General features: G+C 70.5%; 27 protein-coding genes and 3 pseudogenes. 8 read left to right on the plus strand and 22 right to left on the minus strand.

The annotated features are described in order from the left end of the window. Positions 1–6: 6 nt before the first annotated feature. Entirely contained in the window at positions 7–366 is a 360-nt protein-coding gene (locus PYS65_RS15360; protein WP_055570452.1) for an NADH-quinone oxidoreductase subunit A, read from the minus strand. A 972-nt stretch (positions 367–1,338) separates the two neighbouring features. Between PYS65_RS15360 and PYS65_RS15365 the strand changes: the two genes are divergently transcribed. After that, positions 1,339–2,199: a C40 family peptidase gene (locus tag PYS65_RS15365; RefSeq protein ID WP_279334520.1), complete on the plus strand. Its 861-nt coding sequence runs from the start codon at positions 1,339–1,341 to the stop codon at positions 2,197–2,199. Positions 2,200–2,522: 323 nt separating this feature from the next. Here PYS65_RS15365 and PYS65_RS15370 read toward each other — a convergent pair whose 3' ends face one another. Then, complete coding sequence (locus tag PYS65_RS15370) at positions 2,523–3,806, minus strand: geranylgeranyl reductase family protein (protein ID WP_279334521.1); 1,284 nt, start codon at positions 3,804–3,806, stop codon at positions 2,523–2,525. A 98-nt stretch (positions 3,807–3,904) separates the two neighbouring features. On the opposite strand from PYS65_RS15370, the gene PYS65_RS15375 reads away from it, so the two are divergent. Together PYS65_RS15375 and PYS65_RS15380 are read left to right on the plus strand one after the other, a co-directional pair. Beyond that, positions 3,905–4,411, plus strand: coding sequence for a GNAT family N-acetyltransferase (locus tag PYS65_RS15375; RefSeq protein ID WP_279334522.1), 507 nt, complete (start codon positions 3,905–3,907; stop codon positions 4,409–4,411). Between the two features lie 163 nt (positions 4,412–4,574). Further along, complete coding sequence (locus PYS65_RS15380) at positions 4,575–4,898, plus strand: PASTA domain-containing protein (protein ID WP_279334523.1); 324 nt, start codon at positions 4,575–4,577, stop codon at positions 4,896–4,898. Here the strand turns inward: PYS65_RS15380 and PYS65_RS15385 are convergent. From PYS65_RS15385 to PYS65_RS15420, 8 genes and pseudogenes are all read right to left on the minus strand, one after another. Continuing rightward, on the minus strand, positions 4,885–5,580 hold the full coding sequence (locus PYS65_RS15385; protein ID WP_279334524.1) for a demethylmenaquinone methyltransferase: 696 nt from the start codon (positions 5,578–5,580) through the stop codon (positions 4,885–4,887). The two genes, PYS65_RS15380 and PYS65_RS15385, sit on opposite strands and share 14 nt — an antisense overlap. Before the next feature lie 120 nt (positions 5,581–5,700). Continuing rightward, entirely contained in the window at positions 5,701–6,300 is a 600-nt protein-coding gene (locus PYS65_RS15390) for a hypothetical protein (protein WP_279334525.1), read from the minus strand. 7 nt (positions 6,301–6,307) lie between these two features. Then, positions 6,308–7,507 carry a cyclic dehypoxanthinyl futalosine synthase gene (mqnC, locus tag PYS65_RS15395; RefSeq protein ID WP_279334526.1) on the minus strand — a complete coding sequence of 400 codons (1,200 nt, stop codon included), beginning with the start codon at positions 7,505–7,507 and terminating at the stop codon, positions 6,308–6,310. Between the two features lie 116 nt (positions 7,508–7,623). Next, positions 7,624–8,352 (minus strand): prepilin peptidase, encoded by a 729-nt coding sequence (locus tag PYS65_RS15400; RefSeq protein ID WP_279334527.1) that lies wholly within the window; start codon positions 8,350–8,352, stop codon positions 7,624–7,626. A gap of 967 nt (positions 8,353–9,319) precedes the next feature. After that, positions 9,320–9,559, minus strand: a complete 240-nt coding sequence (locus PYS65_RS15405) for a hypothetical protein (RefSeq protein WP_279334528.1) — start codon at positions 9,557–9,559, stop codon at positions 9,320–9,322. A gap of 781 nt (positions 9,560–10,340) precedes the next feature. Then, complete coding sequence (locus PYS65_RS15410) at positions 10,341–10,490, minus strand: hypothetical protein (protein WP_279334529.1); 150 nt, start codon at positions 10,488–10,490, stop codon at positions 10,341–10,343. 243 nt (positions 10,491–10,733) lie between these two features. Beyond that, positions 10,734–11,600, minus strand: a pseudogene (locus PYS65_RS15415) (serine/threonine-protein kinase); the annotation flags it as partial. An 81-nt stretch (positions 11,601–11,681) separates the two neighbouring features. Then, the gene (locus PYS65_RS15420; protein WP_279334530.1) at positions 11,682–12,530 is read right to left on the minus strand and encodes a menaquinone biosynthetic enzyme MqnA/MqnD family protein; all 849 of its coding nucleotides are present in this window, start codon (positions 12,528–12,530) and stop codon (positions 11,682–11,684) included. A 411-nt stretch (positions 12,531–12,941) separates the two neighbouring features. Here PYS65_RS15420 and PYS65_RS15425 point away from each other — a divergent pair, with 411 nt between their 5' ends. Both PYS65_RS15425 and PYS65_RS15430 read left to right on the plus strand, forming a co-directional pair. Next, positions 12,942–13,145, plus strand: coding sequence for a cold-shock protein (locus tag PYS65_RS15425; RefSeq protein WP_003992177.1), 204 nt, complete (start codon positions 12,942–12,944; stop codon positions 13,143–13,145). A gap of 161 nt (positions 13,146–13,306) precedes the next feature. Continuing rightward, positions 13,307–13,423, plus strand: a pseudogene (locus PYS65_RS15430) (SAM-dependent methyltransferase); the annotation flags it as partial. A gap of 276 nt (positions 13,424–13,699) precedes the next feature. Here the strand turns inward: PYS65_RS15430 and PYS65_RS15440 are convergent. The 8 genes and pseudogenes from PYS65_RS15440 to PYS65_RS15470 form a co-directional block, all read right to left on the minus strand. Continuing rightward, positions 13,700–14,478 (minus strand): annotated as a pseudogene (locus tag PYS65_RS15440) (TetR/AcrR family transcriptional regulator). Positions 14,479–14,592: 114 nt separating this feature from the next. Continuing rightward, the gene (locus PYS65_RS15445) at positions 14,593–15,915 is read right to left on the minus strand and encodes a dicarboxylate/amino acid:cation symporter (protein WP_279334531.1); all 1,323 of its coding nucleotides are present in this window, start codon (positions 15,913–15,915) and stop codon (positions 14,593–14,595) included. Positions 15,916–16,053: 138 nt separating this feature from the next. Further along, on the minus strand, positions 16,054–16,155 hold the full coding sequence (locus PYS65_RS34940; RefSeq protein ID WP_341483685.1) for a putative leader peptide: 102 nt from the start codon (positions 16,153–16,155) through the stop codon (positions 16,054–16,056). A gap of 170 nt (positions 16,156–16,325) precedes the next feature. Next, positions 16,326–16,658 (minus strand): DUF4229 domain-containing protein, encoded by a 333-nt coding sequence (locus PYS65_RS15450; RefSeq protein ID WP_279334532.1) that lies wholly within the window; start codon positions 16,656–16,658, stop codon positions 16,326–16,328. 92 nt (positions 16,659–16,750) lie between these two features. Then, positions 16,751–17,275: a GNAT family N-acetyltransferase gene (locus tag PYS65_RS15455; protein WP_279334533.1), complete on the minus strand. Its 525-nt coding sequence runs from the start codon at positions 17,273–17,275 to the stop codon at positions 16,751–16,753. Positions 17,276–17,326: 51 nt separating this feature from the next. Next, entirely contained in the window at positions 17,327–18,490 is a 1,164-nt protein-coding gene (gene mqnE, locus PYS65_RS15460; protein WP_279334534.1) for an aminofutalosine synthase MqnE, read from the minus strand. Between the two features lie 75 nt (positions 18,491–18,565). Then, entirely contained in the window at positions 18,566–19,024 is a 459-nt protein-coding gene (locus PYS65_RS15465) for an Lrp/AsnC family transcriptional regulator (RefSeq protein WP_279334535.1), read from the minus strand. 160 nt (positions 19,025–19,184) lie between these two features. Then, on the minus strand, positions 19,185–19,892 hold the full coding sequence (locus PYS65_RS15470) for a UbiX family flavin prenyltransferase (protein ID WP_279334536.1): 708 nt from the start codon (positions 19,890–19,892) through the stop codon (positions 19,185–19,187). A gap of 70 nt (positions 19,893–19,962) precedes the next feature. On the opposite strand from PYS65_RS15470, the gene PYS65_RS15475 reads away from it, so the two are divergent. Further along, positions 19,963–20,568, plus strand: a complete 606-nt coding sequence (locus tag PYS65_RS15475) for a rhomboid family intramembrane serine protease (protein WP_279334537.1) — start codon at positions 19,963–19,965, stop codon at positions 20,566–20,568. Positions 20,569–20,604: 36 nt separating this feature from the next. Here the strand turns inward: PYS65_RS15475 and PYS65_RS34945 are convergent, their stop codons facing one another. Both PYS65_RS34945 and PYS65_RS15485 read right to left on the minus strand, forming a co-directional pair. Then, positions 20,605–20,760, minus strand: a complete 156-nt coding sequence (locus tag PYS65_RS34945; protein ID WP_341483686.1) for a hypothetical protein — start codon at positions 20,758–20,760, stop codon at positions 20,605–20,607. 128 nt (positions 20,761–20,888) lie between these two features. Continuing rightward, positions 20,889–21,215, minus strand: coding sequence for a hypothetical protein (locus tag PYS65_RS15485; protein ID WP_279334538.1), 327 nt, complete (start codon positions 21,213–21,215; stop codon positions 20,889–20,891). Positions 21,216–21,366: 151 nt separating this feature from the next. Between PYS65_RS15485 and PYS65_RS15490 the strand changes: the two genes are divergently transcribed. Next, a complete protein-coding gene (locus PYS65_RS15490; RefSeq protein WP_279334539.1) occupies positions 21,367–21,642 on the plus strand; it encodes a GntR family transcriptional regulator in 276 nt (91 codons plus the stop codon). Positions 21,643–21,867: 225 nt separating this feature from the next. Here the strand turns inward: PYS65_RS15490 and mqnP are convergent, their stop codons facing one another. Together mqnP and PYS65_RS15500 are read right to left on the minus strand one after the other, a co-directional pair. Further along, positions 21,868–22,773: a menaquinone biosynthesis prenyltransferase MqnP gene (gene mqnP, locus PYS65_RS15495; protein WP_279334540.1), complete on the minus strand. Its 906-nt coding sequence runs from the start codon at positions 22,771–22,773 to the stop codon at positions 21,868–21,870. Beyond that, a complete protein-coding gene (locus PYS65_RS15500; protein WP_279334541.1) occupies positions 22,770–24,221 on the minus strand; it encodes a menaquinone biosynthesis decarboxylase in 1,452 nt (483 codons plus the stop codon). The genes mqnP and PYS65_RS15500 overlap by 4 nt, the downstream gene beginning before the upstream one ends. An 87-nt stretch (positions 24,222–24,308) precedes the next feature. Between PYS65_RS15500 and PYS65_RS15505 the strand changes: the two genes are divergently transcribed. Next, positions 24,309–24,668 (plus strand): PLD nuclease N-terminal domain-containing protein, encoded by a 360-nt coding sequence (locus PYS65_RS15505; RefSeq protein WP_279334542.1) that lies wholly within the window; start codon positions 24,309–24,311, stop codon positions 24,666–24,668. The last annotated feature ends 103 nt before the right edge of the window (positions 24,669–24,771 follow it).

Below are 24,771 nucleotides of genomic sequence, written 5' to 3' on the forward strand. Positions count from 1 at the left end.
GGCCCTTCAGTCCCATTCCAGGCCGCCGCGCCGCCATACGTACGCGTATGCGACGAAGACGGTGAGCACGAAGAGCAGCATCTCCACGAGCCCGAAAATCCCCAGCGCGTCGAAGCTGACGGCCCAGGGATAAAGGAAGACGATCTCGATGTCGAAGACGATGAAGAGCATCGCCGTCAGGTAGTACTTGATGGGGAAGCGCCCGCCGCCGGCCGGCGTGGGGGTCGGTTCGATACCGCACTCGTAGGCCTCGAGCCTGGCGCGGTTGTACCGCTTCGGACCGATCAGCGTGGCCATGACCACGGAGAAGATCGCAAAGCCTGCCCCGAGGGCTCCCAGTACGAGGATGGGCGCATACGCGTTCACCGCTCCTCGCTCCTCTCAGTCGGCACTGACTGCTGGCGAGTCGGGCTCACTTGCGTCCCACGCGTCCCGCGAACCACGCCCGCCCCGGCGAAGATCGAGAACATGTGAAGCGGGTCACAAGCCCAACCGCTCCGCATCCTATGCCCGCAGGTCTGTGATCTGCGACACGGGGTATTGCCAAAGCTTTGTGATCTCCACCACCTGACGAACGATCATGAAGCCGGATGAGCGGTGATCTTCATACGCGAAGCGTCCGCGCGGTCACCAGAAGTGACAATTTGCCGCGTCGGTGCAGGTCAGAGGGGTCGCCTCACTATCAAGAGGGTTCTCCTGCATGCAAATTGGTGCTGGACGCGATCTCTTGTTAGAGGAGGCATTCACACATCAGGGGGACGCGCGGCGCGATGTGGACGCGTGCACACGTTCACGAAGTCCCGGCGCCACGAGCCGGGTCGCGGCCGGGCCGCGGTCCGGTGGCCACCCGGCGGCCACCCGGCGGCAGCCCCCGCCCACGGTCCCGCCGCGACCCGCCTGCAGCCCGATCGCCATCCCGACGCAGCACCCGATGGTGACCCGGCGGCGACCCTCGCCCACGATCCCGTCGCGGCACTCGACACGGCGCCCGGTGGCGGCCCTCGCTCGCAGCCCCGTCGCGACCCGACCGCCATCCCGACGCGATCGGGGTGCGATCCCAGCGAAAACCGGCCGCGGCGCGCATTCCGGACGCGCCGGGGCGGGTGACCGTTCCGTGACCTCCGCCACACCCCTCGAAGCGGCGGGAGAAGGGGGCTTGGCCAATCGTTACAAAGGGTGGTAGGCGCCGGGCAATTCGGACGTAAAGATGAAAGACCGTGATCACGGGCCCATTACGGCCCGTCCGCTATGTCCGTTACGGCGTCAATAAGGAACGACACGCCCGGCGTTCACGACTGCCGTTGAACGAATGTGGCGCGGCACACGTTTCTTGTGGATATGAAGGAGCCCCTGGTACCGGTTGTTCCCATGTCCCACACCGCTCACATACGCAGCCACCGGAAACCCCGCCGCACCGCGCCGTCCACGATGGCGATGCGGGCCGGAGTCGCCAGTGGTGTTCTCAGCACCCTGGCAGTGGCCGGGGCGTCGGCGGCGAACGCCGCCGAGCCGGTGACGCAGACCCTCGAACTGCCCACCCTGACGGCCGACCTGTCCACTCAGGTCGCCCAGTCCGCGCAGGCCACCCAGCTGGCCGCCGCGAACTACCAACTGCAGGCCGAGCGGGACACCGCCGCGGCCGAGGCCGCCAAGGAGGCGAAGGCAGACCTCGCCGAGGCCAAGAAGAAGGCCGAGGCGAGGAAGAAGGCCGCCGAGGAGGCCCGCAAGGCCGCCGCCGAGCGCGCCACCCGTGACGCGGAGCGCGCCGTCCTCACCACCAACGCGGGCGCCACGAGCGCGACGGCCACCACGGCTTCCACGGCCACCGCCTCCGCGCCGGCCAGCGGCAGTGTCGCGACCGTCGTCGCCTTCCTCAAGGCGCAGGTGGGCGACGCCTACGTCATGGGCGCCACGGGTCCCAACGCCTGGGACTGCTCCAGCCTGGTGCAGGCCGCGTTCAAGCAGGTCGGCGTCGACCTGCCGCGCGTCTCGCAGGACCAGTCGACCGTCGGCACCGACGTCTCGCTGTCCAACCTCCAGGTCGGCGACATCCTGTACTGGGGCGGCAAGGGTTCCGCCTACCACACGGGCGTCTACATCGGTAACGGTCAGTACCTGGACGCCGCCAACCCGTCCAAGGGCGTCGTCATCCAGGATCTCTCCGGCTACCCCGCCTCGGGTGCCGTGCGCGTGCTCTGAGCCGCGCCCCCGCGGACAGATCGGGCTCGAACGGGCCCGGTTCGCACGGGTTGGAGGGCCGCTGCCACCGAGTGGCAGCGGCCCTCCAACCCGTGCGTTCCCCATGCAGCCGGACACCCGACCATCCGGCCGAGATGGCCTGTATGCCCGAATCATCACTCACGTGGCGTGTGGTGACGGGGTGACATCTCATCGGCCGGGCGCCGTACGGCGCCGTGGCGGCCCCGCACGGCGCCCGGGACACGCGTCGGCGGCCGGGAGTCCGTCCGTCCGGCCCCGGCCGCCCACAGCGCCCCTCACGGCTCCCGCACGCGCGGGACGCCTCACGCCTTCGGCGCCACCTTGCTCAGACCGTTGATGACGCGGTCCATCGCGTCGCCGCCCGTCGGGTCGGTCAGGTTGGCGAGCAGCTTCAGGGTGAACTTCATCAGCATCGGGTGCGTCAGACCGCGCTGGGCCGCGATCTGCATGATCTTCGGATTGCCGATGAGCTTCACGAACGCGCGGCCGAGGGTGTAGTAGCCGCCGTAGGTGTCCTTCAGGACGCGCGGGTAACGCTGGAGGGCGATCTCCCGCTGGGCCGGAGTCGCCCGGGCGTGCGCCTGGACGATGACCTCGGCGGCGATCTGCGCGGACTCCATGGCGTAGGCGATGCCCTCGCCGTTGAAGGGGTTGACCAGACCGCCCGCGTCACCGACGAGCAACAGCCCGCGCGTGTAGTGCGGCTGGCGGTTGAAGGCCATCGGGAGCGCGGCGCCGCGGATCGGGCCGGTCATGTTGTCCGGGGTGTAGCCCCAGTCCTCGGGCAGCGAGGCGCACCAGGCCTTCAGGATCTCGCGCCAGTCCAGTTCCTTGAAGGAGGCAGAGGTGTTGAGCACGCCCAGGCCGACGTTGCTCGTCCCGTCGCCCATGCCGAAGATCCAGCCGTAGCCGGGCAGCAGCCGGTCCTGCGGACCGCGGCGGTCCCACAGTTCCAGCCAGGACTCCAGGTAGTCGTCGTCGTGGCGGGGCGAGGTGAAGTACGTACGGACCGCGACGCCCATCGGCCGGTCCTCGCGGCGGTGCAGCCCCATCCCCAGGGACAGCCGGGTGGAGTTGCCGTCGGCGGCCACCACCAGCGGGGCGTGGAAGGTGACGTCCCGCTTCTCCTCGCCGAGCCTCGCCTTCACACCGGTGATGCGGCCGGTGCGGTCGTCGATGATCGGCGCGCCCACGTTGCAGCGCTCGTACAGCCGCGCGCCGGCCTTCTGGGCCTGCCGGGCGAGCTGCTCGTCGAAGTCGTCGCGCTTGCGGACCAGGCCGTAGTCGGGGAAGGAGGCGAGTTCCGGCCAGTCGAGCTGGAGGCGGACCCCGCCGCCGATGATGCGCAGGCCCTTGTTGCGCAGCCAGCCCGCCTCCTCGGAGATGTCGATGCCCATCGCGACGAGTTGCTTGGTGGCGCGCGGGGTGAGGCCGTCGCCGCAGACCTTCTCCCGCGGAAACGCGGTCTTCTCCAGCAGGAGCACGTCGAGACCGGACCTGGCCAGGTGGTACGCGGTGGTGGAGCCGGCTGGCCCCGCGCCCACGACGATCACGTCGGCGGTGTTGTCGGAGAGGGGCTCGGTCACGGCGGGATCTCCCCAAGTTCGATATCTGCGTGCCGACAGGCACTGGACACGGGCAGTCTATGCAGCGGAATCGATCACCCGGCTGAAGGGCTGCTTCCGTGAACCGAGCTCTGCCCGCTGTACGGCTCCGTGTACCCACCCACGAGGACGCCTTCGCCTGGCACCGGGTCTTCGCCGATCCGGACGTCATGGAGTTCCACGGCGGCGAGGCCGCGGAGCTGTCGGTCTACGAGGAACTCACCGCCCGCCAGCGGCGGCACGACGCCGAGCGCGGGTTCTGCCTGTGGACCGTGGTCGACGAGTCGGACCGCGTCCTCGGCTTCACGGGCGCCCAGCCCTGGGAACGGGCCTGGGGCCCGACGGGCGAGATCGAGATCGGCTGGCGCCTCGGCCGGGAGCACTGGGGCAGGGGGTACGCGACCGCCGCCGCACGGCAGACCCTGGAACGGGTGCGCGCCACGGGCGTCTCGGACGTGGTCGCCATGGTCGACGCCCGCAACACCCGCTCGGCCGCGGTCACCCGGCGGCTCGGCATGCGTCTCGCCGGGACGTTCATCACCCCGGTCTCACGCCGGGAGGGACACTGCTACCGGCTGACCCTGTGAAACCGGAATCCTGAACCACCGTTTCGACTACGCGATGTGACAGATTGTCACAGATAGCCACGCATCGCTTCCTGTCGGCGCACGGCCGGGTCTACCCTGCCGGTACCGCTGGGGGGTGAGGTCCGTGCGTGTGACACCCAGAAGAACGGACAGGACGCCGGAAGTGCGTGTTCCGCGCCTGGTCGGCCTGATGGCCGTGGACGCGCGCGAGTCCGCCCGTACACACGACCTGCTCCTCGACGCGCCGGACCGGCCGGACTTCCGCCGCACCGTGGTCGACCACGTCGTGCGCCAGTATCCGCAGCCGGGCGTCGAGGTGCCCCGGGGCTCCCTGGTCCATGTGTGGTTCGACTTCGGTGAGGGGGACGGCGGCGGCGGGGTGCGCGAGCCGCGCGCACCCCTGCCGCCCGGCGGCGGCATCCGGCGCGAACGGGAGGAACCCCGTGAGCCGGCCGCCCCCTGCGCGGCCGTCCTCAGCCGGCCTTGAAGCCCCGGTGCAGCGCGACCACACCGCCCGTGAGGTTGCGCCACGCCACCTTCGTCCAGCCGGCGCCCTGCAGCCGCTCGGCCAGGGCGGGCTGGTCGGGCCAGGCCCGGATGGACTCGGCGAGGTAGACGTACGCGTCGGGGTTCGACGACACCGACCGCGCGACCGGCGGCAGCGCGCGCATCAGGTACTCGGTGTAGACGGTGCGGAACGGCGCCCACGTGGGGTGCGAGAACTCGCAGATGACGATCCGTCCGCCGGGCCGGGTCACCCGGTGCATCTCGCGCAGCGCGGCGTCCGTCTCCTGGACGTTGCGCAGCCCGAAGGAGATGGTGACGGCGTCGAAGACGTCGTCCTTGAACGGCAGCCGGGTGGCGTCGCCGGCCGTGTAGGGCAGCCAGTCCCGGCGCTGCTTGCCGACCCGGAGCATGCCGAGGGAGAAGTCGCAGGGGACGACGTAGGCACCGGCCCGCGCGAAGGGCTCCGAGGACGTGCCCGTGCCGGCCGCCAGGTCCAGGACCTTCTGCCCGGGGCGCGCGTCGACCGCCTTCGCCACCTCCTTGCGCCAGATCCGGTCCTGGCCGAGCGACAGCACGTCGTTCGTCAGGTCGTACCGTTCCGCCACGTCGTCGAACATCGAGGCGACTTCGTGCGGCTGCTTGTCCAGGGTTGCGCGGGTCACGGGAGTTCGGCCTCACTTGTCCGGGTACGGGGCTTTCTCAGGATCGGTGCGTGCGTCATTGTCTCAGTCGGCCCCCTCTGTCTCACTGCCCCGGTGCGTCCCCCGGCCCCGGTCGGTCCGTCAGCGGCGCCGGTGCACCAGCCGGCCGCCCACGACGGTGGCCACGCAGGTCGACGCCCCGGCACGGACCAGCTCGGCCCGGTCCGCCACGTCGAACACCGCGAACCGGGCGGGTCCGCCCGGAACCGGCTTCGGCAGCAGGACGAGCGGCACCGGCGAGAAGGACGGCGGCCCCGGCAGGCGCGCCGGACGAGCGCCCACCACGAGCCCGGCCCGGCGCACGGCGTCCAGGGCCGGCCGGCCGCGCAGCTCGCCCGCGACGGCGACCGTTCCGTGCGCCAGCAGCCGCTGCACCCCGCGGCGCGCGCTGGCGCCGCGCCGTGACGCGTCGGCGCGGAAGATCTCCTGCGCCCGCTCCCCGGTGATCGGCTCGGTGCCGAACTCGTCGGCCTCGCGCGGGTCCGGGTGGTAGGTCCCTTCGAGCAGCTCGGGCCCGTAGGGGTTGAGCAACCCGGGGGTGAGGATGCCGGGCCACCGCCGCACCCGCGCCTGCGGGCGGGCGGCGGCCAGCTCCTCGTACGGGCCGACGGCGGCGACGAGCGGGCCGTCGATCAGGACGGCCAGTTCGGGCGTGGCCTCGGCGACGTGGATCGTGAGCACGGTCGCGTCAGTTCGCGGGGAGCAGCTTCAGCTCCGGGTGGGCCGTGCCGCCCTCGATCGCCGTGGAGGAGATGTGGGAGACCACCCGGTCGTCGACGGGGTCGTTCGCCGGGTCGTCGTGCACCACGAGGTGCTCGTACGTCGTGCTCCGCTGGGCGGGGACCCGGCCCGCCTTGCGGATCAGGTCGATGATCTCCAGGCGGTTGGAGCGGTGCTTGGCGCCGGCGGAGGAGACGACGTTCTCCTCCAGCATGATCGAGCCGAGGTCGTCCGCCCCGTAGTGCATCGAGAGCTGGCCGACCTCCTTGCCGGTGGTCAGCCAGGAGCCCTGGATGTGGGCGACGTTGTCGAAGAACAGCCGGGCGATGGCGATCATCCGCAGGTACTCGAAGACCGTGGCCTGGGTGCGGCCCTTCAGGTGGTTGTTCTCGGGCTGGTAGGTGTACGGGATGAAGGCGCGGAAGCCGCCCGTGCGGTCCTGCACGTCCCGGATCATGCGCAGGTGCTCGATGCGCTCGGCGTTGGTCTCGCCGGTGCCCATCAGCATGGTGGACGTCGACTCGACGCCCAGCCCGTGCGCGATCTCCATGATCTCCAGCCAGCGTTCGCCGGACTCCTTCAGCGGCGCGATGGCCTTGCGCGGCCGCTCGGGCAGCAGTTCGGCGCCGGCCCCGGCGAAGGAGTCGAGCCCGGCCGCGTGGATCCGCGTGATGGCCTCCTCGACCGACACCTTCGAGATCCGGGCCATGTGCTCGACCTCGCTCGCCCCCAGGCTGTGGATGACGAGCTGCGGGAACTCCTTCCTGATGGCGGCGAAGTGCTTCTCGTAGTACTCGACGCCGTAGTCCGGGTGGTGGCCGCCCTGGAACATGATCTGCGTACCGCCGAGTTCGACGGTCTCGGCGCAGCGCCGCAGGATGTCGTCGAGGTCGCGGGTCCAGCCCTTGGCGGTGTCCTTGGGCGCGGCGTAGAAGGCGCAGAACCTGCACGCCGTGACGCACACGTTCGTGTAGTTGATGTTGCGCTCGATGATGTACGTCGCGATGTGCTCGGTCCCGGCGTACCGGCGGCGGCGTACGGCGTCGGCGGCGGCGCCCAGCGCGTGCAGCGGGGCGTCGCGGTAGAGGTCGAGCGCCTCTTCGGGGGTGATCCGCCCGCCTGCGGCAGCACGGTCGAGGAGGGGCTGGAGGTCGGCCTTCTCGGTCACCGGGCGTCCCTTTCGTCAGGTTCGTAAGGGTTGTGGACGGGCTGAACCAGCCTACGCCAGCGGCCCACGGCACCCGACGTCAGGCCGTACCCGCATCCGGTGCTCATGCCCCGGCCTCAGGCCGTGTACGCGCCGATCAGCAGCCCGGCGAACGCGCCGGCGATCAGGAACGGCCCGAACGGTATGGCCGTCCTGCGCCCCGCCCGCCGCGCGACGACGAGGGCACCGCCGTACAGCGCCCCGGACAGGAACCCGGCGAAGGTACCGAGCATCACGGTGGGCCAGCCGTACCAGCCGAGGACCGCGCCCGCGCCGAGGGCGAGCTTCACGTCGCCGAAGCCCATGCCGCCCGGGTTGACGAGGAACAGGACGAGGTAGCCGGCGCCGAGCGCGAGAGCACCCAGCAGGGCGGTCGTCCACTGGCCCGCGCGCTCGGGAACGAGGGCGACCAGGCCGAGCAGGGCGAGGGCCGCTCCGGCGAACGGGAGGGTGAGCGGGTCGGGCAGCCGCTGGACCCGCAAGTCGACGACCGCCAGCAGCACGCCGACGGGCGCGAGCAGCAGCCAGACGCCCACCTCGGGCCGCGTGCCGGTGGCGGCGGCGAGGACGGCGCAGACCAGGGCGGTGACGACGGCGAGGGCGGTGCTCGAGCCGTACGAGGGCGCCGTGGCACACCGCCCGCACCGGGCCGGCCCGAGCCAGCCCGCCAGCGGGTGTCCCGCGGGGCAGACCGCCCGCCACTCCTCCCCCGCCGGCACCGAGAACCGGTAGGCCGCCCGCGGCAGCAGCGCGCCCGCCCCCGCACCCCACAGCGCGGCGGCCGCGACCAGCAGACCGGTCGTCACCCTGTACTCATCCCCTCCGTGCTCATCCCCTCCATGTTCGCCCCCGTCCTACTCATCCCCTCCGTGCTCGCCCCGTCCTACTCATCCCCTCCGTACCCATCCCTCCGCGCTCATCCCGCCGCTGCGGCCCATGAGGTCGGCGGCGAGGGCGGTGAGCCGTCCCAGGGCGCCGAGGTCCCTACCGGCCCGCACCCTCTCGCGGACGGTATCCGGCACCTCGACCCCACGCCAATGGAACAGCCGCAGAATGACGCTCCGCGCCGGCCCTTCACGGCAGCCCTGCTCAAAGCCCTCCGTGCCGGGGGCGGTCTGCCGCTCGTGCGGACGGTGTTCCGCGACCGCCCGGCAGGACGGCGGCCTCGACGTGTGCGATGCCCGGGCGCTCGCCCACGCCCCGGGGAGGACACACCGCCCCAAAGGCGTGAACACTTTGGCCACCACTGTCCTGATAACGCTCATGTGAGCGCTTAAACAACACATGCACGCCAACTGCTCACGGTTTTCGGCACGGCACCCACCTCCGGCCCCGCAGCGCAGGGACCGTAAAGGTCCCCCACACCACCCGGCGGGGCACCATCCGCATCCGGTCCCGTCTGCGACGAGCCGACCATGAGCCCCCTTCCTGGTCGGACGAGAAAGTGACGATACCGGGGGTGCCATCGTCCGCCTCGGGAATATTCCAGTCCGTCAAGTCACCGGGAGTGAGCGGCTCCCCGCACAGGAACAGTCCCGCCCACCTCTGCAGACCTCGGAAAACGAAGCGACGCACGCCGCCGCCGCCGTCGTCGAGTTCAAGAAACTCGACGACGAACTCACCCGTCAGGTCAAGGACACAATGAAGGCCAAGGACGAACGAGGCGGTAAGGGCGATAAGCAGCGCCTCTCCGCCGCATCTGTGGCGCACCGCCCCACAGATGCGCCGTGGGCCCGGCTCCAGGATGGAACCGGGCCCACGGCGCGTGTTCTGTCAGTACTGGGTGACGGCGAGACCACCGGCCGCCGAGAGACCCTCGGGGGAGACGGAGGCGCCCAGGCCCGCGGTGACGCCGATGTTGCCGACCTCGGCGTGGACACCGAGGCCACCCGCCTCGGCCGCGACGCCGAGACCTGCGTTGGCGGCGGCGCCGGCGCCCGCCTGGCCACCGGAGATGGAGTCCAGATCGGCGTCGGAGATCTCGGCGGTCGCGACCTGGGGGACGAGGTTCATGGCGCGCGTTTCCCTTCGTGTCAACAATGAGCGGCGGCGGAGTTCGCCCGATTCCCGAACCCGGGATTACCTTCCGGCGAAACCGCGCAGCCTGATCAAAGCACGCCGGGAATGAAGCGACCAGCGTCGTACGAACCGCACTCCCCAGTCAGCTGTCGTGGAATTCACGAGTGTGGCGAAGCAGTCGGCCGAACCCCTCACTTCCTTCACTCGTACTCGCCCGTAATTCGCCCGCCGGCGGCACTTGAAGGAAATGCGAGGCGGCTTCACCGTGGGGTCGTGCCCGCCGCACGACCCCACGGTGAACGGTGTGCAGATCCTCGGGATGTTCCAGAACCGGGCCGCCTCGGAACACGGTTCTCCTGCCCCCGTGCACCCGACGTCCGGAATCCACCGCCGTGTGTCCGGTCTCCGGTGGCGGATGCCACGGCGTCGCCGCCCGCCGGTGGTGGTCGGCGGGCGGTACGGGCGCCTCGGGCAGCCAGTCCTCGACGTCGAAGCGGCCGATCAGCGCCCCGTCCCCGTCCTGCGGTTGCACCTCTCCCCCAGGATCCGGGGAGACCGGGTCCCCCGCGCGCCCTGCCCCCGCCCGCCGCGTCGATGCCCGCCGCGTCGATGAACACGGCACGGGCGATTCCGGTGGTTCCGCCGACCGGAAAGCGGCGGGCACGGCCGCGGGTGCGCAGGACGAGAGCGCCGTCCTGCACGAACAGCCGGGAGGCGTGGCACCGTTCCAGGCCGAGGCCGCGCGAGGCGGCCGGTCTGAGGGCGGGTTCGGGGATCACCGGGTGCCCCCGTCGTAGAGGGAGGTGGCGGTGCCGTAGCCACCCTCCGCGCCGGCGGTGACGCCGGTGAGGGCGGCGCCCACCCGGACGTCGGTCCGGCCGGTGAAGTCGTACGGCGCGCCGCCGGCCGCGAGCAGTTCCCGCACGACCGGTGAGACGCCGTCGAGACCGGCGGCCAGGTCCGCCTTCTGATCACCCGTCGCGCACTCTCACTTCCTCTCTCGGCTCAGCCGACCGCGTTCTCCTCCACCGCCCGACCGTGGGCCATCACGTCGCAGCCGTGGAACACCCCTGTGAACACTCGATCGCGGTCATGCCTGAACCGCCGACGGCCTTCCTCCCCGTCGGCTTCTGTTGCCGTGTTCGTTGCTCCGGCAACGGGGAGGGTGCGGCAGCCACCCGCCCGCCACCAGCCGGGCCGCACCGCCCTCGGGGGCCAGCCGCCGGGCCACCTCCGCCGGGGTCGGACGGGCGCCGGGGTCCTTGTCCAGGCAGGCGGCCACCAGTTCACGCACCTGGTCGCCCGAGCCGTCTCGTCCACCCAGGTCGCCCAAGTCGCCCAGTTCCGGAGGCTCGTGGACGACCTTGTAGAGCAGCGCCGCCGAGGAGTCACCGCGGAACGGCGGCTCGCCCGTCGCCGCGTACGCCAGCACGGCGCCCAGCGAGAAGACGTCCGCCGCGCCCGTGACTCCCTTGCCCAGGATCTGCTCGGGCGACATGTAGCCGGGCGAACCGACGGACACGCCGGTCGAGGTGAGGGAGGCCGTGCCGTCCATCGCCCGGGTGATGCCGAAGCCGATCAACAGCGGGCCGTCCAGGGTGAGGAGCACGTTCGACGGCTTCACGTCCCTGTGCACCAGGCCCAGTCCGTGCACCGCCACCAGCGCCTCGCCCAGGCCCGCGCCCAACGCCCTTACGGTGTGGGCGGGCAGCGGGCCGCCGTGCGTGACCGCCGACGTGAGGGACGGGCCCGCCGCGTAGGCGGTGGCGACCCACGGCACCCGGGCGTCGGGGTCGGCGTCCAGGACGGGGGCCGTCCAGGCGCCGCCCACCCGGCGCGCGGCCTCGATCTCGCGCCGGAACCTGGCGCGGAACTCCTCGTCCAGCGCGAAGTGCGGGTGCACGATCTTGACCGCGACCGTGCGGCCGCCGGCGCTGCGGCCCAGGTAGACCCGGCCCATGCCGCCCGCGCCGAGTCTGCCGAGCAGCCGGTACGGTCCCACGGCCGCGGGCTCGTCGACGTCGAGCGGCCGCATGGAGTCCACCCCGTCCACCCCTCCCCCGTCCCGCCCGTGCGCGGGAACCTTTCAGCAGGGTAGTGGGCGGCCCCGGCGTCCTCACGGCTGCAGCAGGCCGACCTTCACGTCCGCCGCGAAGCCCGTCGTCGGCCCCACCCGGCGGGCGAACTCGGTGACCGCCGCCAGCTGCGGGGGCCCGAAACTGAAGTCGAGGGTGGTGAAGTACTGGGCCAGGGTCTTCTCGTCGAAGGCCTCCCAGCGGGCCGCCTGTTCGGCGACCTTGCCGACCTCCTCCAGGGAGAGGTTGCGCGAGGCGAGGAACGCCTCGTGCACCTGGCGGGTGATGGCCGGCTCGCGCTCCAGGTAGTCGCGACGCGCCGCCCAGACGGCGAACACGAACGGCAGCCCCGTCCACTCCTTCCACAGGGCGCCCAGGTCGTACACGTCGAGCCCGTAGCGGGGCGCCTCGACCATGTTCGCGCGCAGTGCCGCGTCGCCGATGAGGACGGCCGCGTCGGCCTCCTGCATCATCAGACTGAGGTCGGGCGGGCAGGTGTAGTAGTCGGGCTTCACGCCGTACCGCTCGGCGAGCAGGAGCTGGGCCAGGCGTACGGAGGTGCGCGAGGTCGAACCGAGGGCGACCCGGGCGCCGTCCAGCCGCTCCAGCGGGACCTGCGAGACGATCACACACGACATCACCGGGCCGTCGCAGCCGACGGCGATGTCGGGGAAGGCGACCAGCTGGTCGGCGTGCTTGAGGAACTCGACCAGGGTGATCGGCCCGATGTCGAGATCCCCCTGCACGAGCTTCTCGCTGAGCTTCTCGGGGGTGTCCTTCGACAGCTCGAAGTCGAGGAGAGTGCCCGTTCTCGCGAGCCCCCAGTAGAGGGGCATGCAGTTCAGGAACTGAATGTGTCCGACGCGCGGCCGGGTGCGAGGATTGTCCACATCGCGAGGCTAGCCCTCATGCCGTGGAGCAAGCGCTCCGGGCCCCGCCATCGACTCCGCGCCCCTCGGGCATATGCCGGCACCGGTCCGGCATACGCCTGACATCGCCCCGCCGCCATCATCCCGCCATCGACCTGACATCCGCCCGACAACCGTTCGACATCCGCCCCCACACGGGACGGCAGTGACGTTGAAACATTCGGGTGACGTGATCTTGACCTCTATTGCGCGCGGGCGGTCGCGTGCTAGGCTCGTCCGCAAGTTGCAGTTTGGTTTCCCTTGCAGTACAGAGCCTGCGGAGCATGTGACCGCGGGCTCTCGTCGTTCTCAGACGGATGCGATTGTGCGGAATTGGTCTTCACACTTGCTGGGTTCTGGAGCAGGGCAACCCTTTGGGCCCAAGGAGGGCTTATGGCTACCGGAACCGTGAAGTGGTTCAACGCCGAAAAGGGCTTTGGTTTCATCGCCCAGGAAGGCGGCGGCCCCGACGTCTTCGTCCACTACTCCGCGATCAACGCGAGCGGCTTCCGCTCCCTCGAGGAAAACCAGCAGGTGTCCTTCGACGTCACGCAGGGCCCCAAGGGTCCGCAGGCGGAGAACGTCACCCCGGTCTGATCCTCGCCGATCCGGGAACGACTAGCAGTACCCAAGGAGCCCCGCGCCGTCAGGCGAAAGGGGCTCCTGCCTTTTCCCCGGCTCCCGCGTCAGAGCCACACCCGCTCCCCTGTCAGCGGCGGCGGCCGGGCTCCCCGCCCATGACGGATGCCACCCGCGCCTTCGGCCTCGACCTGTCGGAATCGATGATCGGGATCGCCCGCCGCGAGAACCCGGGCCTGCGTTTCGAACAGGGCTCGATGCTGGAGCCGGACCTCCCCTCATACGGCGCCCGTGGGTGATGCCGCCGAGGTCCAGGGTGATCAGTGCGGAGCCGTAGGCGCGGCCGTCGCCCAGGACCGTGCACGGGGAGATCAGGGGGTGTGCGAAGCCAGTTCTCCCACCGTGCAGGGGCGGGACCGGAGGGGCGACGCGGTGACGTACGGCAGGTGGACGGTGGCCCGCTGCCTCGCCGGGCACGGCTTTCCGGAGGCGGTGGTGGTACGCGCCGGGTTCAAGGCACCGGTCCTGCTCCGGGCGCGGTGACGTACGGGGCTCAGGACGGATGCTTCGCTCTACGCGGCCCCGGCGACCGCCTTCACCTGACCGGGGAGGTCCGCCCGGTGTGAGCTGACCGGGCCTGCGTCGACGCCACTGCCCTCCGCACCGTCCCCGCCCTCGGCCGGTGACCAGCGGCGGCCCGCCATCAGGTCGCCCAGCCCTTCCCGGGAGAAGTTCATCAGGATGGCCGACGCCTGCCGGGCCGTGACGCCGGGGTGGCGTTGGCCCGGTCGGCGAGCGCCTCGGCGGCACCGACCAGGGCCTCCGCCAGCCCGGAGACCTCACCCTCGGGGAGGTCCGGGTTCATGGGGGTCCCCCCTGCTCGAGCAAAGTCGAGGACGTGGGGGAGCGCCTCGCGGGCTGCGGCGAGGATCAGCTCGGTCACGAAGGCCACGATCTCCGCGCGCATCGTGGCGACCTCGGCGGCGAAGACCTCGCCGTGCGTGCGGGCCTGGAGGTGCAGTACGGCCCAGGCGTCCGGGTGCCGGGCGGTGTGGGTGAAGAACGCCGTCAGGCCCGACCAGAGTGGGCGGTCCGCGGGCAGCCCCGGGCTCGCGCCCGCGCGCACCGCCTCGACGAGCGCCGTCGCCTCACGGCGGATGCACGCGGTGAACAGCTCTTCCTCGGAGTTCAGCTACAGGTAGACCAACGGCTTGGACACACCCGTCAGTTCGGCGATCTCGTCCATCGACGCGGCCGTGTACCCGCGTCGACCGAAGGTCCGTACGGCAGAGTCCAGCATCTGCTGTTCGCGGACCGCCCGCGGCATCCGCTTGCTCTTCACGGCACCCATACGGGCCGCCCCACGAGCCCGTGGTGTCCTCCCGGTCCCGCCGGGAGGACACCACGGGGCGACGGACGCCCCGCACGTCGGGACACGCCCGTCGTGCGGGGCGTCCGGTGCCGGTCAGGCCGCGGCAGCCGGCACCCTCCCGGACTCCTCGGCCAGGGTGGTGTCGACGGGCGAGGAGTGGACCGAGTCGTAGGCGTCACGGTCGAGCAGACCCTCGCGCGCGGAGACGACGACCGGGACCAGCGCCTGCCCGGCGACGTTGGTCGCGGTGCGGATCATGTCCACGATCGGGTCGATGGCGAGGAGCAGGCCGACGCCCTCCAGGGGCAGGCCGAGCGTGGAGAGGGTGAGGGTCAGCATCACCGTCGCGCCGGTGAGGCCGGCTGTGGCGGCGGAGCCGACCACCGAGACGAAGGCGATCAGCAGGTAGTCGCCCACGCCCAGCGGGACGTCGAAGATCTGGGCGACGAAGATCGCGGCGATGGCGGGGTAGACCGCGGCGCAGCCGTCCATCTTCGTGGTCGCCCCGAACGGGACGGCGAACGACGCGTACTCCTTGGGCACGCCGAGGCGCTCGGTGACCTTCTGGGTGAGCGGCATGGTGCCGACGGAGGAGCGGGAGACGAAGGCCAGCTGGATCGCGGGCCAGGCACCCTTGAAGAACTGGACCGGGTTGACCTTGGCGACGCCCGCGAGCAGCGCCGGGTAGACGCCGAACAGGATGATCAGGCAGCCGATGTAGACGTCGGCGGTGAAGGTCGCGTACTGGCCGATCAGGTCCCAGCCGTAGGTCGCGATGGCGTTTCCGATGAGGCCGAGGGTGCCGAGCGGGGCGAGGCGGATGACCCACCACAGCGCCTTCTGGAGGAGTTCGAGGACGGACTCGCTCAGGGTGAGGATCGGCTGGGCCTTCTCGCCGAGCTGGAGGGCGGCGATACCGGCGACGGCGGCCAGGAAGACGATCTGCAGCACGTTCAGCTCGGTGAACGGTGTGATCACGTCGGTCGGCACGATGCCGGTGAGGAAGTCGAGCCAGGAGCCGGACTTCTCGGGCTTCCCGCCGTCCGCGGGGGTGAGTCCGGTGCCCGCGCCGGGGTTGGTGAGCAGGCCGATCACCAGGCCGACGGTCACCGCGATCAGCGAGGTGATCAGGAACCAGAGGAGGGTGCGCGAGGCCAGCCGGGCCGCGTTGTTGACCTTCCGCAGGTTGGTGATGGAGACCAGGATCGCGAAGAAGACGAGCGGCGCCACGGCCAGCTTGAGCAGGCCGATGAAGATGCCACCGGTCTTCTCCAGGGCCGTGACCAGCCAGGTGACGTCCTGGCTGCGGCCGAGCCAGCCGAGCAGGACGCCCAGGAACAGGCCGGCGAGTATCTGGACCCAGAAGGGGACCCTTATGGGCAGCCTGAAGGACTTCGTGTTCGTGGACACGGACATGCTCCGTCGGGGGGGAGAAGGGGGATGCGTGAGGACAGGAGGTGGCGCCGGGGCAGCGGAGCGCCGCGGACGTGGGAAGTGCCGCGCACGGGAGGGCCGGGCCTCCGTGGGCGTCAGGACGTCAGGGCGCCGGAAACGTCAGGGGCGACAGTTCGCGGTGGTGACCCGGCAGAGGTCCACGTGCAGGCGTGCCACGAGGGGGACCCTCCGGGGCGTGGGGAACACGGCTGCTGACTTCACCCCTCGACCTTAACACCTGCCCTTTGAGACTCCCATAGCCTTACTTTGAGAGGCGGAGATCAAAAAGTACCCACACAACACAAAGCACCCCGGTTTCCATGGGTTTGACGGAAACCGGGGTGTCGGACGACGTGGACGGAGCGGCCCACGGGTGAGGGACCTCACACCGCCTACGAGGTCTGTGCCTGCCCCTGCTGGGTCTGGGCCTGGCTCTGCGTCTGGGTGCGGGCCGCGTCGTCGGCCACGTCCTCCTGGTTGCGGTCGGCCTCCAGCTTGGCCTTCGCCCGGTCGACCCGCCGCACGATCCGCTCCGAGGCCCGGTCCCGTTCCTTGCGCAGCACGACGAGGCTGATCGGGGCCGAGATCAGCATGGCGAGCAGGATCATCCACAGACCGTTGGAGTCGCCGAGGCCACGCGGGGCGAGGCCGGAGTAGACGAGCCCCCAGACGACCAGGAGGCAGCCCACGAAGATCCCGAAGCGCATCAACGTGTAGCGGAGCATCTCATCCACTCTCCCGGACGAACGGTCAGAACGTGTCCCAATGGGACATCCTCCAGTGAAGCACGCCCACCCCCGAAGCCCCCGGGCGGGGGTCAGGCCAGCGGCAGCAGCATGACGACGTCGTCCCGCTCGTCGCCCGGGGCCACCCGGATCGCGCCGGGGATCCGGCCGACCTCCTTGTAGCCGCAGGAGCCGTAGAACCGCTCCAGGCCGAGCCCGCCGCGGCAGGTGAGCCGTATCCCCTCGATGCCGGGGAGGGTGCGGGCGGCCCGTTCCGCGGCGGCGAGCAGGTCACGGCCGTACCCCTTGCCCTGGTGGCGGGGGTGGACCATCACCGTGTACAGCCAGAGCCAGTGGGTCATCAGCCGGTGGGCGTTGAGGGTGAGGAACGCCGTCGCGGCCACCCGCCCCTCCTCGTCGTACCCGACGAGCAGCCGGGACCGCTCCTCGGCCATCGCCACGAACTGCCGCACCAGCTCCGGACGGACCTCGTCCCGCGTCACCGGCGGCACGAAGCCGACGGCACCGCCCGCGTCGGTGACGTCGACCCACAACTCCAGGATGCCGTCACGGAGTTCCGGAGTGACGGGCGGATCCAGCGTGAAATCGAGAGGCACGGTACGGATTCTCCCTCTTCTCTTCGGAACTCGTCTTGAAACTCGTCTCCCTCAGACCCGCATCGGCTGCGGGGACTCGCGGCGGGCGGGGTCGGCGGCGTCGTACTCGCGGATGATCTCGTACCGCGTGTTGCGCTCCACCGGGCGGAAACCGGCGTCGCGGATCAGGTCCAGCAGGTCCTCGCGGGTGAGCTTGTCCGGCGTGCCGAAGTCGTCCGCGTCGTGGGTGATCTTGTACTCGACGACGGAGCCGTCCATGTCGTCCGCGCCGTGCTGGAGGGCGAGTTGGGCGGTGTTGACGCCGTGCATCACCCAGAAGACCTTGACGTGCGGGACGTTGTCGAAGAGGAGACGGGAGACGGCGAACGTCTTCAGCGCCTCGGCGCCGGTCGCCATCTGCGTCCTGGCCTGGAGGCGGTTGCGGACCTTGCCGTCCTTCATGTCCACGAAGTCGTGCTGGTAGCGCAGCGGGATGAAGACCTGGAAACCGCCGGTCTCGTCCTGGAGTTCACGCAGCCGCAGCACGTGGTCGACGCGGTGGCGGGGCTCCTCGATGTGGCCGTAGAGCATGGTGCAGGGCGTCTTCAGCCCCTTCTCGTGCGCCAGCCGGTGGATCCGCGACCAGTCCTCCCAGTGGGTGCGGTGGTCGACGATGTGCTGCCGGACCTCCCAGTCGAAGATCTCCGCGCCGCCGCCGGTGAGGGACTCGAGCCCGGCGTCGATCAGTTCGTCGAGGATCTCGGAGGCGGACATCCCGGAGATGGTCTCGAAGTGGTGGATCTCGGTGGCGGTGAACGCCTTCAGGGACACGTCCGGCAGCGCGGCCTTCAACTCGCGCAGGGAACGCGGGTAGTAGCGCCACGGCAGGTTCGGGTGGAGCCCGTTGACGATGTGCAGCTCAGTGAGGTTCTCCGCCTCCATCTCCTTCGCGAGCCTCACCGCCTCCTCGATGCGCATCGTGTACGCGTCCTTCTCCCCCGGCTTGCGCTGGAAGGAGCAGTACGCGCAGGAGGCGGTGCACACGTTGGTCATGTTGAGGTGGCGGTTGACGTTGAAGTGGACGACGTCACCGTTCTTCCGCGTCCGCACCTCGTGCGCCAGCCCGCCCAGCCAGGCCAGGTCGTCCGACTCGTACAGCGCGATGCCGTCCTCGCGGGACAGCCGCTCACCGGAGCGGACCTTCTCCTCCAGCTCGCGCTTGAGCCCGACGTCCATGCCGATACCTCTTTCTGAGTTTCCCCGTTCCCCCGGGGGATCCTGCGACAGACTCCGCCCACCGTAACGCCCCGGCTACCGGACCTCTTCGGGCAGCTCACCGACGCGGTTCTCCCACTTCGTGGAGAGCACGATGGTGCTCCGGGTCCGGGAGACGCCCTTGGTGCCGGACAGCCGGCGGATGGTCCGCTCCAGCCCGTCCACGTCGGCCGCCCGCACCTTGAGCATGTAGGAGTCCTCGCCGGCGATGAACCAGCAGTCCTCGATCTCCCTCAGGTCCTTCAGCCGCTGCGCCACATCCTCGTGGTCGGCGGCGTCGGAGAGCGAGATGCCGATCAGGGCCGTCACCCCGAGGCCGAGCGAGGCGGCGTCCACGGTGGCGCGGTAGCCGGTGATCACGCCGGCCGCCTCCAGCCGGTTGATGCGGTCGGTGACGCTGGGGCCCGACAGTCCGACGAGGCGCCCCAGCTCGGCGTAGGAGGCACGGCCGTTCTCTCTCAGGGCCTGGATGAGCTGCCTGTCCACCGCGTCCATGCGATCGAAGCCTTCCGCTGAAGAGTCTGGAGTTTGCTGAGAGCTGAGAGGTGGTTCGAGTGGTGGTGCTGTGGGTGCTGTGGGTGCTGCCGTGGCTGCTGGTGTCGCGTCGGGCTTCATGGACTCGAAGGGCTCCAGGGAACCTCCGGCCTCCTCGGACTCACTCGGTCCGGGCGGACCCGCCGCCGAGTTCGCCCTTCCACCGGCGGTAGAGCCGGTGCTCGACGCCCGCCGCGTCGAGCACGCGTCCGGCGACGAAGTCCACCAGGTCCTGGATGTGCGTCGCGCCCGCGTAGAAGCCCGGCGAGGCGGGCACCACGGCCGCGCCCGCGTCGTCGAGGGTGACCAGGTGCCGCAGGGTCTGGCCGTTCAACGGGGTCTCCCGGACGGCCACGACCAGCTTGCGCCCCTCCTTCAGGGTCACGCTCGCCGCCCGCTGCAGCAGGTCCTTGGACAGCCCGAGCGCCACCCCGGCCACACAGGCCGTGGAGGCGGGCACGATCAGCATCCCCTTGTGCGGATACGAGCCGGAGGAGGGGCCCGCCGCGAGGTCGCCGGCGGCCCAGTGCCGTACGCCGTCGAGGTCCACGGCGAAGGTGCCGGGCTTGCCGTCCGCCCCCCGGGACAGCCATTCCCGCAGGTCGTCGCGCCAGTGGGCGTCCCTGAAGGAGATGCCGGTCTCGTCCAGCAGGGTGAGTCGCGAGGCACGGCTGACGACGAGGTCGACGCTCTCTCCCGCCTGGAGGAGCGCACGGAGCACGGCAGCCGCATACGGCGTGCCGGAAGCGCCGGACACCCCCAGGATCCAAGGCGTCCGGGTCGTCTCTCCTGGCTTGAGGTGGTTCACGACACCGAGCCTATCCGGCATGGTGGGGTGGGAACCGGGCAAGGGGGTCGGCCCGTTCCCCAGGCGGACGATTCAGACGGAGGGGGTTGCCGTGTCCAACACCGGTTCATCGTGGTCGGGACGCGAGCGGGCGAAGACGGCGGCCGTGGTGATGGCGGCCTGGGTGGCGCTGCTGTGGCTGCTGGAAGTGGTCGACACCGTCTTGGGCCACGCACTGGACGACTTCGGCGTCGTACCGCGCACGGTCTCGGAGCTGACCGACGTCGTCCCCTCCGCCTTCATCCACTTCGGCTTCGCCCATGTCGCGGCGAACAGCGTGCCGCTGCTGGTGCTCGGCTTCCTCGCCGCCCTGGGCGGCCTGCGCCGGTTCGCCGCCGTGTGCGCGCTGATCATCGTCGCCGACGGGCTGGGGGTGTGGCTCATAGCCCCGGCGCACACCAACACGGCGGGCGCCTCCGGCCTGATCTTCGGCCTCTTCGGCTTCCTGCTGTGCAGCGGCTTCGTGGAGCGCCGGCCGATGGGCGTCGTCGTCGGGGTGCTGGTCGGCGCGGTCTGGGGCGGCTCGATCCTCGCGGGCATCGCCCCCGGCCAGGCCGGCGTCAGCTGGCAGGGCCACCTCATCGGCCTGCTGGCCGGCGTGGCCGCGGCCTTCCTGTTCCGCCGCACCCCCGAACGCCGGGACGCGCTCCCCGTGTGAGGCGGCGCGCTGAGGGCTCCGTGTGCTCCGGTGCCCTCAGGACCTCACGCGCAGCGCGATACGCAGGGTGTCGGTGAGCGCCCGCGTCAGCTCGGCCACGAGATACCGCAGCTCCGCCGGACCCGCCTCGTCCACCAGGTGCCGGGCATGCCCCAGCAGCACGGCCGCCATCTCCAGCTGGGTGGCCTCCACCGCGTCGGCGCGGCGCTAGACGGGTCCGGGCCGCGCCGGATCGGCGATGACGTAGGCGCGCTTGCCGTCAGAACCGCACCAGGGCAGAAGGCGCGGCTCGCGCCTCTCTCCGGACGCCGGCTCGGCCGTCATGCGACCTCCACCCCGTACATCACGTACGGGCCGTGCCCGGCCGGCCCCAGTGCCACGAGCTCCGCCTCCCGCCGCCGGGCCGCCTGCTCGGCGGCGACGACGTACGGGCGCACCGCCCGGGTGTCCTCACCGGCGAGCAGCTCCTCCGGCCGCCGGGGGCACACACCGGTCCGGTGCACCAGGGTCGGCACGGTGCGCCTGTGCCGTCCGGCTGCCTGCTCCGGCGGGGCGGGCAGCACCGTACGGGCGAGGGCGAGCAGGACCGCGGCGGATGCGAGGAAGAGGGCCGCACAGGGCAGGAGGGCAGGGATAGGCTCGGACACGCGTCAGCTCCTTGTTGGCTGGTGCCGTGCCCCGGGACGGCCGCAATCCGTCGCCGGGGTCTTTCGTCGCGACAGTACTGCAAGTCCACTATGTATTCTAGGGGAACTACAGATCGACTAGCAGTCGTGCCAGACAGAGGATGGCGCGGTGATGGAGTTCGAACCCGAGATCCCCCGCTGGCGGCAAGTGGCCGCCGTAATCCGGTCACGTATCGAAGAAGGCGTCTATCCGCCACGCACGCGCGTCCCCTCGGTGCAGCAGATCGTGGAGGAGTTCGGCATCGCCACAGCCACGGCTCAGAAGGTCAACGTCGGCCTCAAGCGGGAGGGGCTCCTCTACACCGAACCCGGCATGGGTTCCTTCGTCACCGCAGACGCCCTGGACATCCTCAGGAACGCCCGCGCCGAGGAAGGAACCACCACCTGACGCGCGAGCGGCGCACCGGAGCAGGACGGCTCCCGGCACCGGTGCGGCCGATAACGCCGTCCTTCGCCTCGGGGGACACACCTGACCAAAAAAGCGTGAGCACTCCGGCCATAACTGTCCATCTGCCGCTCATCTGAGCGCCAATGTGACATTCGCCGGCCGACTGCTCACGCTTTTCAGCAAGGCCCCGCCCCTGCCCGGGCCCTGTTCCTTGCGAGGTTTCCGCTAGGGGGTCAGCCCCCGCACCAGCAGATCGAGCAGCGCGCAGACGAAAAGCGCGATGCCGATGAAGCCGTTGACGCTGAAGAACGCCCGGTTCAGGCGGGTCAGGTCGGTCGGGCGGACGATGGTGTGTTCGTAGACGAAGGCGGCCGCGACGATCAGCAGGCCGAGCCAGAAGAAGGCTCCGGCGTCGGTGAGGAGCGCGTACCAGACGAACAGGGCCGTCGTCACGGCGTGGCAGGCGCGGGCGCCCCAGACCGCGGCCGAAACGCCGAAGCGGGCCGGGACCGACTTCACGCCGACCTCGCGGTCGGATTCGACGTCCTGGCAGGCGTAGATCAGGTCGAAGCCGCCGATCCAGATGCCGACCGCGAGGCCGAGGACGACCGCCTCCCAGGACCAGGTGCCGGTGATCGCCAGCCAGCCGCCGATCGGCCCCATGGCCTGGGCTAGGCCCAGTATGGCCTGCGGGAAGTCGGTGAACCGCTTGCCGTACGGATAGACCACCATCGGGATCACCGCGATGGGCGCGAGGGCCAGGCAGAGCGGGTTGAGCAGGGCCGCCGCGGCCAGGAACACCACGAGGGCGATCAGCGCGCCGGTCCACGCGTGCTTCACCGACACCGCGCCGGTGACCAGTTCGCGGTGCGCGGTGCGCGGGTTACGGGCGTCGATCTCGCGGTCGATGATCCGGTTGGCGGCCATCGCGAAGGTGCGCAGGCCGACCATGGCGATCGTGACCAGGAGCAGCCGGCCCCAGTGGATGTTCCCGTCCCACTCGTACATCGCGGTGAGGGCCGCGATGTAGGCGAAGGGGAGGGCGAAGACCGAGTGCTCGATCATCACCAGGCGCAGGAACGCCCTCGTGCGCCCCGGCTGCCGCGGTAGCGCGGCGGAGGCCGACGTCACAGTCCGTACTCCTTCCAGCGGCGGTCGACCAGCGCCGCCGTGGCCGGGTCGGACTCGACCATGTCGGGCCAGCCGCCGTCGCGCGTGTATCCCTCCTCGGGCCACTTCTTCGTCGCGTCGATGCCCGCCTTGCCGCCCCAGAACTGCTGGTAGGAGGCGTGGTCGAGATGGTCGACGGGGCCTTCGACGAGGCTGAGGTCGCGGGCGTAGTCGGTGTTGCCGAGCGCGCGCCAGGCGACCTCGTGCAGGTCGTGCACGTCGCAGTCGGAGTCGACGACCACGATCAGCTTGGTCAGCGACATCATGTGGGCGCCCCAGACCGCGTGCATCACCTTCTGGGCGTGCTTGGGGTACTTCTTGTCGATCGAGATGATCGCGCAGTTGTGGAAGCCGCCCGCCTCGGGGAGGTGGTAGTCCACGATGTCCGGGATGATGATCTTGAGGAGGGGGAGGAAGAAGCGCTCGGTGGCGCGGCCCAGCGGACCGTCCTCCGTCGGCGGCCGGCCGACCACGATCGACTGGAGCAGCGGGCGCTTGCGCATGGTGACGCAGTCGATCTTCAGGGCGGGGAACGGCTCCTGCGGCGTGTAGAAGCCGGTGTGGTCGCCGAACGGGCCCTCGGGGAGCATCTCCCCCGGCTCCAGCCAGCCCTCGATGACGACCTCGGCCTGCGCCGGGACCTGGAGCGGGACCGTCTTGCAGTCGACCATCTCGATCCGCCTGCCCTGCACGAACCCGGCGAACAGGTACTCGTCGATGTCGCCGGGGAGCGGCGCCGTGGAGGCGTACGTCACGGCGGGCGGGCAGCCGAAGGCGATGGCGACCGGGAGCCGCTCACCGCGCCGGGCGGCCACCTGGTAGTGGTTGCGGCTGTCCTTGTGGATCTGCCAGTGCATGCCGATGGTGCGCTTGTCGTGGCGCTGGAGCCGGTACAGGCCGAGGTTGCGGATGCCCGTCTCGGGGTCCTTGGTGTGGGTGAGGCCCAGGTTGAAGAAGGAGCCGCCGTCCTTGGGCCAGGTGAACAGCGCGGGAAGCTGGTCGAGGTCCACGTCGTCGCCGTGCAGGACGACCTCGTGCACCGGGGCGTCCTTCACCTTCTTCGGCGGTACGTGGGTCATCGAGCCGAGCTTGCCGAACGCCTCGCGCACGCCGATGAAGCCCTGGGGGAGCTCGGGTTTGAGCAGACCGCCGATCTTCTCGCTGATCTCGCTGTACGACTTCAGGCCGAGCGCCTTCAGCAGCCGGCGGTCGGTGCCGTACACATTCATCGCGAGGGGCATGCTCGAGCCGCGCACGTTCTCGAAGAGCAGTGCGGGACCGCCGGCCTTCTGCACCCGGTCGACGATCTCACCGACCTCGAGATGCGGGTCGACCTCTGCCTTGACGCGCTTGAGGTCACCCTCGCGGTCCAGGGCCCTCAGCAGGGAGCGAAGATCGTCGTAAGCCATGGGGCCAAGTATCCCCGAACGGTTACCCTGGGCCTGTACCTGGGGGCTGTGCCGCCGTCCCCGACCACCCCTTCTCTGGAGAGGCCCATGCTCCGGGTGCTGATGTTCCTCGTTCCCCTCGCGCTGAGCGTCTACGCGTTCATCGACTGCATCAGCACGAAGGACGAGGACATTCGTCACATGCCCAAACCACTGTGGGCGATCCTCGTGCTGCTGTTCCCGCTCGTCGGCTCCATCTCGTGGATCATCGCGGGCAAGAAGCGGCACCCGATGGGCGCGGGCGGCCAGGTCGGTTCCGCCTGGAGCCGGGGTGGCGGCGGGCAGCAGTGGGTCGCCCCGGACGACAACCCCGACTTCCTCAAGTCGCTGAACGAGGAGAAGAACCGGGACCCGGACGAGGGCCAGGGCGACAAGGACGTCGACAAGGGCAAGGGCACGGACGGCTAGGGCACGGTCGGCCGGAGCCCGGTCGGCCAGGACACGGCCAACGGCGTCGGGCGTCCTTCGCACCGCCGTTCGGGGGACCATCCGTTCCGACGAAAAGCACCGA

The sequence above is a fragment of the Streptomyces cathayae genome (assembly GCF_029760955.1).
In the GTDB taxonomy this organism is placed as follows: Bacteria; Actinomycetota; Actinomycetes; order Streptomycetales; family Streptomycetaceae; genus Streptomyces; species Streptomyces cathayae.